The following is a 13,923-nucleotide window of genomic DNA, read 5'->3' on the forward strand; positions in this document are numbered from 1 at the left end:
TTCAAAGACCACTTCATCACTTCACCACTTTAAACTTGTTAAGTGATGACTTTTACTATCTTATCATCATTCTAAACTATTGTCAACAATTAATTAAGTTCTTTTCAAACTAATTATTTATTCTAAAGTTCAGGACAATTACTTTGCCGCATCTCAGCGACAAATGTTATTATATCAGCAATATTTCATCCCATTCCTCATTTTACCCATATTACGAGATATTATTCATAGATTTCATTAAATACCTATGAATTCCTTATTATTTTAAATACTGATACGCTAGGATAAGTTTGTATATCCTTCATTAATTTAATAAAAATAACCATGAGATTAATCTCATGGTTATTTTTATTAAATTTTAAAATTATTTATTTCTTGTTCTAGTTTCTCTGATAATTCTTGTAAGTCCTGAGCATATTGAGTAAAATCATTCATCGTAGCTGTGATTTCCTCGGTTGAAGCTGAAACCTCTTCAGTTGCTGAGGCAGTTTCCTCTGATATAGAAGAAATATTTTCTATTTGACCTACTACATTTTCCTTCTTATCTTGTATGTCCTCTATAAATTTTTGAACTTCCCCAACCTTATCTGTCAGTGCAAAAATGCCATTAATAATATTATCAAATATTTCCTTAGTCTTTTTTACTACTTCTGTTTGATTATTAACTGCAATTTCATTTTCATTCATAGCTTTAACAGCAGCTATAGATTTATGTTGGATTTCATTAATTATGTGTTTTATCTCTTCAGTAGAGTTTTTAGACTGCTCTGCTAGCTTCCTTATCTCATCTGCCACTACTGCAAAACCTCTTCCGGACTCCCCTGCTCTTGCAGCTTCTATGGATGCATTTAAGGATAGTAAATTTGTTTGTTCTGTAATTCCAGATATAACATCAGATATAGCTGTAATTTGAACCATACTATTATTAACATCATTTACTAACTTCCCTACCTCTAAAGCAGAAGTTTTTGTTCCACTTGATATATCCATTAGCTCCTCAACCATAGTAAGTCCAGTACTACTTAGCTTTTCAGTATCTGAAGATATTTGTCCCATGTTTTTTGTAGATTCAGATATTATATCAAGTTTGGTAGATAAATCCTCCATATCCGTTGCACCCTGAAGTGTGCTTTCAGCCTGTTTTGTTGCTCCTATAGTTATTTCATCCATAGCTTGAGCTACCTGATGAACCGCTGCTGTAGTTTGTTCTGACATAGCAGCTAAGTTACTTGCTGTTTCTAATACATCTTTTGAAGAGGTTCCTACATTCTTCATTAGTGACGATATATTTTCTATCATTTTGTTAAAAGCTTTTCCTAGAATATTAAATTCATCCTTTGATTTAATATCTACACTTACAGTTAAATCTCCACTAGATGCCTTTTCAATTACCGCTTGTATCTTTTTCACATTTCCAGCTATACCATTACTTAAAAATACTGATAATACTATTACTAGAACACTTACTATTAATACAGCAATGGTAATTGCAAATAAAATTTTATTTGTATCTGCTGAAAGTTCACTTTCACTTAAGGTAGCAACCATTTTCCATCCCGTAAACTCACTAGTTTTGTAAACCGCAAATTTTCTTACCCCATCAAGTTCATACCTTGCAAATCCACTTGGATTTACTTCCATTTCACCCCAAAAACTCTGTTTTTTCATTATATCTGTTCCAATGTATTCTTTTTTAGGATGTGATATCATAATCCCCTTATCATCACTTACAGCTACGTACCCTTGATCCCCAACTTTCATAGCTGCTAAACCTTCTGATAACTTTTGAAGAGATATATCCATACCAACTACTCCAACTATTTTACCCTCAACTTCCACAGCTTTAGATAAGGTTACTATATAAGTCTTTGTAGCTTTATCTAAGTAAGGTGGGCTTATAGTCACTTCACCCTTTTTACTAGCAGATGCTTTATACCAATCAGTTGTTCTTGCATCAAATCCAGCTGGTAATTCTGCTTTTGGATAAAGAAAAAGATTTCCAGTTTCAGTTCCATAAAACACGGTGGTGATATTAGAATCTGAAATTTGAGTATCTTCTAGAAAAAGATTAATATACTTATCCGATTCTGGTGCAGTATTATAGTTAGTAAAATTATAGTTAATTGCTAAAATATCTAACGGATTAGACATAGCTGAAAAATAATTGGATAAGCCTCGATCAATTTCTCCCAATGTTTGTGCACTGGTTACCTCCAACTTTTTACTTAGAATAGAGTAGGATTGAGCATAGGTAAAAATACCAAGCGCAACTAATGGAATTAAGCAAATAGCTAAAAAGCTACTAATAAGCTTGACACGAACCGATTTAACACCAAGCTTACTATTATTTTTCTCCTTTTTCATCTTTACTTCCCCCTTAGAAAGTTTTCTATCATTTATAAGAACTAATTACCTGTAAACCAAAAGTAATTTGCTTTATATATTTATCGTAAGAAGAAATCATATATTAATAGGGGTTTAGTCGAATTTTGTATTTTTTTGCTGGTATTTTTTTCATACGTGCCCTTAATAAGGCTATTACCTCTAAAATAGATCTTATTATCTATACTTTTATAGTAAAACACTGCCTCTATTAAATAAATTTTATAACCTTTGACTTTTTTTATCACCTATGCTAACATAATTGTAAACTGCTTATGTATTACAGGTTTACAATTATGTTAATCTTACTGTTACTTAAAACCTTGCTTTGGTTTTAAATATATAATTTCAGTGTGCTTTTGCCATTATATATTTTATTACTTTGATTTTTAGTTTATTTATTGCAAGAATAATTATTGAAAGAAGGTATTTAAATGAAACTCTCAACTCGTGATTTAATTTTAGCTGGATTATTTGCTGCATTAACTGCAGTTAGTTCTTACATTTCTATCCCCATAGGGCCTGTACCTATAACCTTGCAAAGCCTTATGGTTATACTATCTGGCATTATCTTAGGAAGTAAAGTTGGTGCCTTATCTCAAATCACTTATGTACTTCTTGGATTAATTGGACTACCTATTTTCTCTGGAGGAAGTGGTGGCTTTGATTCAATATTTCATCCAACCTTTGGTTTCTTATTATCCTTTATATTAGTAGCCTATATTGTGGGTAAAATAACTGAAAAACATAAATCTTATAGTAATCTTATTATTGCTGTGACAGTAGGCAGTTTATTAATGTATATCATTGGAGTACCTTATTTTTACTTTATCTTTACTTCTTATATGGGTAAAAGTATAACCTTTTATGGAGCCTTGAAGATGGCTTGTATACCATTTATTCCTGGAGATGCTGTAAAAGCTATTATTTCAGTAGCCCTTGGTAAACAATTAATAAGAAGACTTTCTCGAACTTCCACTACTATATAACACATTTTTTTTATAAAAGATAAAATTTTACAATATAAAGTTGACTAGCAATTTCACTCTTGTATTTAGAATCAGAATTATTAAGATATCACTCTTATTAATTCTGATTTTTTATATAGAAAATAACAACAAGTAAACAATAATAGCTATTACTTGAAAAAAATTAATTATATGGTATCATATAGTAAATACTATATTGTATTTATGTGATATATACCTACAATAAAACAATTTATGGTTATCACAAGACTAAAGTAACTTTGCATTTATATATTTTCTTTATTTTAGAGAATCCAAAATTAATACTTAAAATCTTCATAAACTTACTTAATTTTATCTAATACTTTTATCAATGGATAATGGATGTTTTCATTAAGTAAAACTACGTATTACAAAATACTGAAATATTTATTATTTTGTTTATATGTGATTTTAATGTATATAATATAGTTGGAAATTATAAATGTAACCTATAAAACCTACACAAACCTAAAGCTTTTGTTTTCTACTTTACTTTAAATGAGATAACTTACTTTGGCAAATATTTGAGTTATTTCTAAATACATAAATTATAAATAAATTAAATGTATAGGAGGATTACATAATGATAAGCGAAAGATTATTCAACGAACTTAACAAGCAAATGAACTATGAATTTTATTCATCTCATGTTTACTTAGCTCTAGCAGGCTACTGTGCATCTCAAGATTTAGACGGATTTACTAACTTTTTCACAGTTCAAGCAGAGGAAGAAAAATTCCATGCTATGAAATTTTTCAATTTTATAAAAGAAATGGATGGAAGAATCAATTTTGAGGCTATTGGTGAACCTAGAAACGAATATGACTCAATTTTAGATTCCTTCAATGTGACCTTAGAGCATGAGAAATCTGTAACAGATAGAATCTATAACCTGATGGATATTGCTACAGAAGAAAGAGAACATGCAACTATCAGCTTTTTAAAGTGGTTTATTGATGAGCAAGTGGAAGAAATGTCTACAGTTGGCAATATAATTAAAAAACTTCAAAGAATTGAAAATGATCCTCATGCTCTTTATTCTCTAGATGCTGAACTTGCTACAAGGACTTTTGTACCTCCTGTAGCTCCATAATAATTTTTAATTCAATAATAACATTAGTATTGACATGAATTATTTACCATGATATTCTTATAATAACAAATAATTAAAGTACTTATTATGAGTTAGGGTAGAGAGTTAGCTCGTTGACCCTATACCAACCTACAAAAGTAAGGTGGTTCAGCTAACAACGATAAGAGGGAAATTGCTTATATTTTTAGAGATATAAACCTTCTTAACTTCGTTGAGAAGGTTTTTTATTTTAGTCAAATAATACTCATATCTTATATTTGTTGATATGTTTGTTTTTTTCTTTGAATGGTATGTGTAACTCAAAGGGAAAAATACATTGTTAAGTCAATGGAACTTCTTTAAATCATTGTGATTTGTATAGGTAAAATAATACTTATTGTTTTGTGAAGATATCTATATTTCATAAGTCACTAAAAATATCATAATTTAGCTACCATTAAAATTTAATATAGTCATTCTTATTTAGAGTGGTGGAGGGACTGGCCCTATGAAACCCGGCAACAACCATATATTTAACATATATGGAAATGTGCTAATTCCTGCAGCCTAAAGGCTGAAAGATAAGAACTGTGTTTTATGGATTTTTTGTAAACTAAAACCACTTCTTATGTTTAAGAAGTGGTTTTTTAATTTATAGCCTTCAAGATGAAAGTTTTTCTTATCTAGAAGGCACCTTAAGCAACTGAAAGTAGAAGTACTTTATTGCAATCAATCACTTGGTGTTGCTTCGATTTAAGTCTTTTACGAGTAAAGAAAATTATTATTAAAGGAGGATTTATAAATGATTAATTCATGGAAAAAAGAAACTATATGTGTTCAAGGAGGATATAAACCAAAGGTTGGTGAGCCAAGAATACCCGCTATAGTTCAAAGTACAACTTATAAATATGAGAATCCAGACCACTTGGCAGAACTTTTTGATTTAAAAACTTCTGGTCATATGTATTCACGAATCAGTAATCCAACAGTAGAAGCCTTTGAATCAAAGGTTGCTGCACTAGAAAAAGGCGTTGGTGCTTTAGCAACAGCTTCTGGTCAGTCTGCTACCTTGTTATCTATCCTTAATATTTGCAGTTCAGGTGATAGTATATTAGCGGCTTCCACTCTTTACGGTGGAACCTTTACCCTATTCTCTTCTTCCTTAAAAAAATTTGGAGTTGAGGTATCCTTTATAAATCCAGACCTGCCAGCAAGTGAAATTTTATCTTATGCTAAAGAAAATACTAAGGCTATTTTTGCTGAAACCATTAGTAATCCTAGTTTAAAGTTATTAGATTTTGAAAAGTTTTCCTATATCTCAAAGACTTTAGGAATCCCATTAATAGTTGATAACACCTTTCCAACTCCAGTTCTTTGTAATCCCTTTGAACATGGTGCAAATATCATTGTTCATTCAGCCACAAAATATATTGATGGCCATGGCACTAGTATTGGCGGGGTAATTGTAGATGGAGGAAATTTCAATTGGTGCAATGGTAAGTTCCCAGAACTTACTGAGCCAGATCCAAGCTATCATGGACTTTCTTATGTGAAAGAATTTAAAAACCTAGCTTATATAACTAAGGCAAGAGTTCATCTTCTTCGTGACTTAGGACCTTCATTAAGTCCTTTTAATGGCTTTTTATTAAATTTAGGCTTAGACTCCCTTACTCTTAGAATGGAAAGACACAGTAGCAATGCTCTAAACCTTTCAAAGTTTTTATCTACCCACCCTAAGGTTAGTTGGGTGAACTATCCAAAATTAGAGGATCATCCTAGCTTTGAACTTTCAGAAAAATATCTTCCCTTAGGTGGAAGTGGTATTGTTACCTTTGGTGTAGAGGGAGGAAGAGCTGCTGCAAAGAAACTTATTGAAAATCTAAAGCTAGCTTCATTGGTTGTACATCTGGGTGATGTTCGAACTTCTGTAATTCATCCTGCCAGCACTACCCATAGGCAACTAAGTGATGAGGAACTTGCTGCCTCAGGAGTACATGGTGATTTAATAAGAGTGTCTGTTGGTATCGAGCACATTGAAGATATAATAAATGACTTTGCTCAAGGCTTAGACTCCCTTAAGGAGGAAATATAGTGCCAATTATATTGGATAATGCTTTGCTTTCTTGTGAATCACTAACAAAAGAAAATATAAGCTTATTATATAAGAAGGATTTTAAAAAACATCCTACAAACACTTTGAAAATAGCTATTTTAAATCTCATGCCTAATAAAATAGAGACAGAGCTACAAATACTAAAACTTTTAGATAGCCCATACTTTTTTGTTGAGGTAACCTTTTTATACCCTGAAACTCATAAGACTAAGAATACATCTATAGATTATTTATGTAATGTTTATAGTACTTTTTCTCACATTAAACATCTCAGCTATGATGGGTTAATTATAACTGGTGCCCCCTTGGAAAAAGTTGATTTTAAAGATATAGATTATTGGGCTGAACTAAAATACATAATGGAATTTTCAAAGACTAAAGTTAAATCTACTATTCACATATGCTGGGCATCTATTGCTGGTCTATACTATCATTATGACTTACCTAAAAAGTTAGTAAGCAAAAAAATTTTTGGAGTTTATCCCTGTTATGTTGAAAGGAAACAGAACTTATTATTAAAAGACTTTAAAAAAAATCTATGGATTCCCCATTCAAGATACTTTTTAACAGATAGTTATTGTATAGAAAATATTGAAAGGCTTCAAGTTCTAATTTCTTCAAAAGAAGCTGGAGCTCACTGTATAGCCTCCTTGGATTATAAACAAATCTTTTTAACTGGTCATTGGGAATACCAACCTAAAACCCTAATAAACGAATATAAAAGGGATATTTCCAAAGGCTTAGACCCTATATTTCCTAAAAACTATTCAAGCAATCTTCTTCCCTACTATATCTGGATGGAGGATTCTCTGCTATTTTTTAAAAATTGGCTTAAGGTCATTAGCAAACTATAATAGAAAGGAGTTTTTTTATGATAAATATTGGTCTACTAGGTTTTGGAACTGTTGGTTCTGGAGTTTATGAATTAATTACAAATTACAAAGCTCTTAAAAATCATACCGATGAAGAGGTTGTTATTAGTAAGATTTTAATAAAAGATTTAAGTAAAAAAAGAAATTCTAAAGTTCCTAAAGAACTTTTTACTGATAACTTTCGAGAGGTTGTAGATAATCCCCAAATAGACATTATAATTGAAGCTATTAGTGGTTTTAACCCAGCCTATACTTTTTTAGTAGAAAGTTTAGAAAGAGGTAAACATGTAGTCACAGCAAATAAAGCTGTGGTAGCAAAGCATCTTAAAAGCTTATTAGTCTTAGCTGAAAAAAATCATAAAGGATTTTTCTTCGAAGCTAGTGTAGGTGGTGGAATTCCAATTATTAAACCTTTAAAACACCACTCTGCCTTTAATGAAATGAAAGAAGTAAAAGGAATTCTCAATGGTACAAGTAACTTCATCTTAACACAAATGAATGATAATGACTTAACCTTTGAAGGTGCTTTAACTTTGGCACAACAGTTAGGATACGCAGAGACAGATCCTAGTGATGATATAAAGGGCTATGACGTGAGAAGAAAGCTTGCAATACTTTCATCCATAGCCTTTAAAAAACAAGTATCAGAGGAAATGATTACTTGTCGAGGAATAGATTATGTAACCTCTTTTGATATGTCTATATTTAAAACAATGGATTGCACAGTTAAACTCTTAGGAAAGGCTATTAATTCTAACAATAGGGTATCAGCTTCTGTAGAACCTGTTTTAATGAAAAATGACTCATCACTCTCCAAAATTAAAAATGCTTGTAACCTTATATCTGTAACTGGAAACATTGTGGGAGAGCTTCAATTTGTAGGAGAAGGAGCCGGTAAAAATCCTACTGCAAATGCAATAATATGTGATGTCATAGATATTCTAGGGGAATCCTATAAACATGATAATCTTTTATCTAAAAAATTAGACTCTACAGTAACTATCCAACATGTAGCTTCAAAGTATTATGTGAGACTTTCTCCATATAATTATAATTACAAAGTCACCCTTGTAAAAGCCTTAGAGGAAAAATCTTGGATTAAAAAAGTCTTAAGTTACGATAAAGATATAATCCTTTTTACAGAGAAGCTTTCTTTAATAGAATTAGAAGAAAATATTCAGTGCCTAAAATTCATGTATAAAAGTAGCTGCTATGTAAGGCTTGAGGAAGATATTGAAATCAAAGCATAGCATAGTATTATGAGGCTATAGCTCAAATTACGAATATAAATAAATTCCCTCCTAGCTCTTCAGGAGGGAATTATTAAATAATAAATAAGTTCAAATTGTTCTAAGGTACAATAATAAAATAAATAAAAATACCATATAGTAATCCGCTTAACATAAGCATAAAAGGGCTAATAGTTTCTTTCATCTCCAAGTATAGATATTGTATTAAAGCTGAAATTAGAGTAAGAGTCATTATAAAAAGAGAAGTAATATTTAGAGCCCAGTTCGTTGCTGCAAGACCAAAAGCAACTGGTATAGTACTTTGAAACACCATGGCCCCAGTGATATTTCCAAGAGCTAAATTGTCTTTTCTACTTCTTATCCACATTATAGAATTAAACTTCTCTGGTAATTCCGTTACTATTGGTGATATTATCATCGATAAAATAAAGGAAGCTATACCCAAAGTGCTTGATATTCTATTAATATTATCCACAAACTCCTCACTAGCTAATACTATACCTATAAGAGATAGCATCAATTGAAGTATGATTGCTATAATCCCATTATTTCTGATAACTCTACCTAACATAAGTGTAGGCGTCCCTGCCTCCTTAACTCCTTGGTGTTTAAGAGTCTTTACTATGTAAATAAAATATAGTAGTATCAAAAACATAGCTCCAGAATAAAAAATCGATCTATTTTTTGTAATTGAAATTAAGATTGTGGCTAAATAGGCAACTATAAAAAAAGAAAAATCTCTTGAAAATATTTTTTTATCCGCATTTATTTTTATAGTTCTTTTATTAATAAAAGAGTAAAAAAACACTGCAAGTCCTGTAACTAAAAAACCTAAGGTTGATAACATAAAGGGAGCTCCTAAAATGGCACCTGTACTTATCCCATTTCCTGATGGTTTATTACTTAGTACTGCAATGATAGGTATCATAGTCTCTGGAAGGGCTGTCCCAACTGCAGACAAAAGGCTTCCTACAACTCCATCTCCTAAGTTTAATCTTTCCCCTAAATTTTCCACACTATTAGAAAACATATGACAAAAAAATAAAATAAGCCCTATGTTTACTGCTATTAAAAGTATAAAACTCCACATATATTATCCCCCCAAAAACCTCATACCTTATATATATAGAACTTGTACTAAAAAAATGAATAAACAAACACTTATTTAATAAAAAAACATATGTTTATATCCCTTAAAATTATTAAACCTCAATAAAAAAACTGAATTTACTTTTCCTATATAAGAAAAAGGATGTAGATAATTTAAATTACCTACATCCACCCATAATCAACAAGGTTATTTGATTAGCTTTTAACTACTTTGTTGAAAAGTGTTGTGTTGCATAAACATAGTTACCTTGGCTGCTGAATACTACTCCTGCACCCATTTTTGTCCAGTTTGCACTTAAGATATTTGCTCTGTGCCCTGGAGAGTTCATCCATTGGTCAACTAAGTATTTAGCTGTAGTTGTAGCTTCTGGGTAACCTTGACTGTAGAATATATTCTCACCATATCCATTAGTATTATACTTGAAGTATTTAGTTGCTAAATCCATTGGGCTAGCATTATTTAGAGATGGTGTGTTGTGTTCAAAATAGTTATATTGAAGCATGTTATTAGATTTATATCTAGCAATTGGTCTCATGTTTTCTTCCCAAGCTAGTGGCTTAAGTCCAGCCTTAGTTCTTTCCTGATTCACATAAGTTAAAATTTCTTTTTCTACCGCATCTAGATATTTAAAGCTCTTATTATTTGGATTTGTTGGTACCCCACTTGGTGTAGATGTACTTGGGTTAGTAACTGGTTTCTCCACCTTTGGTGCCTCTGTTTTTGGTGTTTCAACTTTTGGTGCTTCAGGCTTTGTAGTTCCCGTTCCTGGAATCTCAGTTTTTGGTGTCTCTGGCTTAGTTACCACATTTCCAGGCACCTCTGCTTTTGGCGCTTCTGTAGAAGGTGCTTGTCCTTCTGTTGGATTATTTATTGGAACTTCAATAACTTGTCCATTATTTACTTTGCCCTGACTTATTTTTTGTACAATTGAATCTAACGGAAACTTTATAAATTGGCTGTTATTTGCAACAGTTCCTGCAGTAGCTCCCCCTATTGTACAAAGTGATAAAATTAAAGCTAGTATCTTATTTGTTATCATTAATCAACAACTCCTTATTTTTTATTTTGCTTTTACTTCCATGGTGCTATTACTACTCCATTTGAGAATTGGAAGCTTTTATTTCTTCAGTTCCTTGCTGATGTGTACATGATAACATGAGGCTTGTACCAAAACAACCCTTTTCCATCACTTTCATATTCAACCCACAATAACCCATAGTGGTTTAATTAACCTTTTTATACTGTTTCTGTGACTATAATTTTATTCTTGATAAATCTTTTTTAAAATTGAAAAATCAGTTTTAATTCCTGCAACTTATTGAATTGTTTTAATCATATAATCTTAATGAAGCTAATTAATATATATCAAGGATTAATATACTCTTTGACAGCATAAATACTATACATTTCCCTTTTATTATCCTCTTTTTATTAGTCTTCAAACCAATATTCTTTTAGTATTTGCAAGGTTTCTACATTTATTTCATAACCAGATACATCTCCTAAAACACTATCCATATCACACTGAGGGCATTTAGCAGTTCTTCCCTCATCCATCCACGAGCTAATTTCCTTTGGGTTAAATATTTTTAAACAATAATAACACCCACATACTGAACTTTTTTCAACCTTCTTTTTATTATATATAGAATGTCTTGATGCTTCTTGTATCGTTCTCATTGCTACTCTCCTTTTACCCCTTAATAATATAATTTCATTTCCTCTCAAGTATTAAATCAAACTCAAAAACTTATTGCTGATTTAAGTACTTCCACTTACTTATTGTCATTTCACTATAATCTTCGTGCCAATTTGAGATTTAATTTATACTGAAAGTATTGGAAATTCTACATATTATTAGTGGTTATTAGCCTTATAGCACTTCTCTTTCACAGAACTTAAAATATTTTATACACTGAAGCAATTGTTAACTTTATAATTTGTTTCTATATACTTTAATATTAATTTCATAATTTACTTCAGCATACTAGTTGCTATACTTTTACCTTATAGTTTTTATAAAAATTTAAAAGTTAGCAAGGATTTTTGTTCCCTGCTAACTTTTAGCTTATATTACTTTAATCATTCTATTATGAAAGTTTAAATTTACCTACTTCATCTTCTAACTTTTGAGAAAGCCCTTGTAATTCTTCCGCATAATTTGTAAATTCAGCCATAGATGCACTTACCTCTTCAGTGGAAGCAGCAACCTCTTCAGTAGCCGAAGCTGTTTCTTCAGATATTGCAGAAACACTTTCAATTTCTTGTAATATAGAGTCCTTTTTATCATTGATTTCTAGAGTAGATATTTTTATTTCTTCCACCCTATCCGTTAATATAAAAATTCCATTTATAATATCATTAAATATTTCTTCAGTTTTATTTACTACATTTACTTGTTCTAAAACCGTGTTTTCAGTCCCGTTAATTGCCTTAACAGCCTTTTGTGATTTACTTTGAATAGCCTCTACAATCCTTCTTATTTCCTCTGTGGAATTTTTAGATTGCTCGGCAAGCTTTCTTATTTCATCAGCTACTACTGCAAAACCTCTACCTGATTCACCAGCTCTAGCAGCTTCAATAGATGCATTTAATGATAAAAGATTAGTTTGTTCAGTTATTTGAGCTATAGTATCGGATATAGCATTAATTTGTGTCATACTATTATTTACATCTTCAACTATTTCACTTACTTCTGTAGTAGATGTTTTAGTTTCCATAGATTTTTCTGTAAGCTCTTTTACCATGTTTAATCCGCTAGAACTTAGCTCTTGAGTATTTTTTGATATATTCCCCATTTCCTGTGCTGATTCAGTAACTCTTTCTAGTCTCTGTGAAAACTCTTCCATACTAGTAACTGCTTCAAGAGAACTATGAGCTTGTTTAGTAGCTCCTGAAGAAATCTCATCTACTGCTTGTGATACTTGAGTTATGGATGCCGTGGTCTCTTCTGCCATTGCAGCTAAATTAGTTGCAGTATCTAAAACTACCTTTGATGAGGCATCTACACTTTTTAAGGAACTGGATATATTCACCATCATTGAGTTAAACTCTTCACCTAAGGCTTGTATCTCATCCTTAGATTTAATATGTACTGACACAGTTAAATCTCCACTTGATGCTTTACCAAATGCTTTTCTTACTTTGTTGATATTAGAAGACATCGCTTGGCTTATAATATATGAAACTACTATAGATACTGCAAGAACAAGTAATACTGTTAAAACTATCATATTCCTTATACTATTTGTATCTTTTATAAGTTCCATTTCTTCCATAGGAGCAATTAACTTCCACCCTGTTGCTTCATTAGTATCAAAAGAGGCAAACTTTTTGTGTCCTTGAAATTCGTAATTTCCAAAACCTCTAGTATTAACTTTTGCTTTTTCCCATATAGCTATAGTAGTTGGGGAATCTCCACCAATTAAAGTGGCATCTTTATGAGCTACCATCTTTCCATTACTATCAGCTACAAAAACATAGCCACTATCCCCTACCCTTATTTCTGCCAAAGAGCTTGACAACTTTTCTAAATTCACATTCATAGCAACTACACCAATAAGTTTATCCTCTTTCATAATAGCCTTTGCAACGGCTACCACAGTTTTTCCTGTAGATGCACTTTTAAATGGATTAGTAATAACTACCTGACCTTTTTTAGCTACTGCTAAAGTGTACCAATCTCTACTTTTATGATCATAGTCCTTCCCCATATCTGCTTCTGGGTAGATTGCAAATTTCCCTGATTCTGTTCCAAAATACATATTTGATATATCCTCACTACTACCTTGGACATCCTTTAGTAAAGACTTAGCAAAATCAATATATGTTGGATTATCATCAACATTAACAAAGTCAAAGTTCCCTGCAAGAGTTGTTACTTGGTTTGACATAGCATTAAAATAGTTACTAAGACCTCTATTAACCTCTAATAAGGTTTGTGAACTAGTAACCTCTAGCTTTTTACTAATTATTTGTTGTGCTCTAACATAAGTTGCACCCCCCAAAGCAATTAGCGGTATCAAACATATTGCCATAAAACTGAACATCAGCTTTGTCCTAATATTCATCCTCATTTTCTTTTTCAATTTTTCTTCCTCCCAAATCTCAATT

Annotated in this window: 10 protein-coding genes and 1 riboswitch; of the genes, 5 read left to right on the forward strand and 5 right to left on the reverse strand. The window is 31.3% G+C overall.

Going from position 1 to position 13,923, the window contains the following annotated elements; translation table 11 throughout:
• Window positions 1–351: 351 nt before the first annotated feature.
• On the reverse strand, window positions 352–2,364 hold the full coding sequence (locus B3040_RS15190; RefSeq protein WP_291574915.1) for a methyl-accepting chemotaxis protein: 2,013 nt from the start codon (window positions 2,362–2,364) through the stop codon (window positions 352–354).
• A gap of 452 nt (window positions 2,365–2,816) precedes the next feature.
• Here B3040_RS15190 and B3040_RS15195 point away from each other — a divergent pair, with 452 nt between their 5' ends.
• The 5 genes from B3040_RS15195 (at window position 2,817) to B3040_RS15215 (ending at window position 8,699) form a co-directional block, all read left to right on the forward strand.
• On the forward strand, window positions 2,817–3,371 hold the full coding sequence (locus tag B3040_RS15195) for a biotin transporter BioY (protein WP_291574917.1): 555 nt from the start codon (window positions 2,817–2,819) through the stop codon (window positions 3,369–3,371).
• A gap of 604 nt (window positions 3,372–3,975) precedes the next feature.
• Entirely contained in the window at window positions 3,976–4,485 is a 510-nt protein-coding gene (locus B3040_RS15200) for a ferritin (RefSeq protein WP_291574919.1), read from the forward strand.
• 455 nt (window positions 4,486–4,940) lie between these two features.
• Window positions 4,941–5,052, forward strand: a riboswitch (SAM riboswitch).
• A gap of 214 nt (window positions 5,053–5,266) precedes the next feature.
• Window positions 5,267–6,556: an O-acetylhomoserine aminocarboxypropyltransferase/cysteine synthase family protein gene (locus B3040_RS15205; protein WP_291574921.1), complete on the forward strand. Its 1,290-nt coding sequence runs from the start codon at window positions 5,267–5,269 to the stop codon at window positions 6,554–6,556.
• A complete protein-coding gene (locus B3040_RS15210; RefSeq protein ID WP_291574947.1) occupies window positions 6,556–7,431 on the forward strand; it encodes a homoserine O-succinyltransferase in 876 nt (291 codons plus the stop codon). The genes B3040_RS15205 and B3040_RS15210 overlap by 1 nt, the downstream gene beginning before the upstream one ends.
• Before the next feature lie 17 nt (window positions 7,432–7,448).
• The gene (locus B3040_RS15215; RefSeq protein ID WP_291574950.1) at window positions 7,449–8,699 is read left to right on the forward strand and encodes a homoserine dehydrogenase; all 1,251 of its coding nucleotides are present in this window, start codon (window positions 7,449–7,451) and stop codon (window positions 8,697–8,699) included.
• Window positions 8,700–8,799: 100 nt separating this feature from the next.
• On the opposite strand, the gene B3040_RS15220 is transcribed toward B3040_RS15215, so the two are convergent.
• The 4 genes from B3040_RS15220 to B3040_RS15235 all read right to left on the reverse strand — a co-directional run bounded on the left by B3040_RS15220 (window position 8,800) and on the right by B3040_RS15235 (window position 13,898).
• Window positions 8,800–9,789, reverse strand: a complete 990-nt coding sequence (locus B3040_RS15220; RefSeq protein ID WP_291574952.1) for a sodium:calcium antiporter — start codon at window positions 9,787–9,789, stop codon at window positions 8,800–8,802.
• Between the two features lie 226 nt (window positions 9,790–10,015).
• Window positions 10,016–10,849: a CAP domain-containing protein gene (locus B3040_RS15225; RefSeq protein WP_291574954.1), complete on the reverse strand. Its 834-nt coding sequence runs from the start codon at window positions 10,847–10,849 to the stop codon at window positions 10,016–10,018.
• A gap of 392 nt (window positions 10,850–11,241) precedes the next feature.
• Window positions 11,242–11,490, reverse strand: coding sequence for a cytoplasmic protein (locus B3040_RS15230; protein ID WP_291574956.1), 249 nt, complete (start codon window positions 11,488–11,490; stop codon window positions 11,242–11,244).
• Window positions 11,491–11,900: 410 nt separating this feature from the next.
• Window positions 11,901–13,898, reverse strand: a complete 1,998-nt coding sequence (locus B3040_RS15235) for a methyl-accepting chemotaxis protein (RefSeq protein ID WP_291574958.1) — start codon at window positions 13,896–13,898, stop codon at window positions 11,901–11,903.
• Window positions 13,899–13,923 lie beyond the last annotated feature (25 nt).

Origin of the sequence: Clostridium sp. UBA4548, assembly GCF_002387895.1 — a bacterium.
Lineage (GTDB): Bacteria > Bacillota > Clostridia > Clostridiales > Clostridiaceae > Clostridium_J.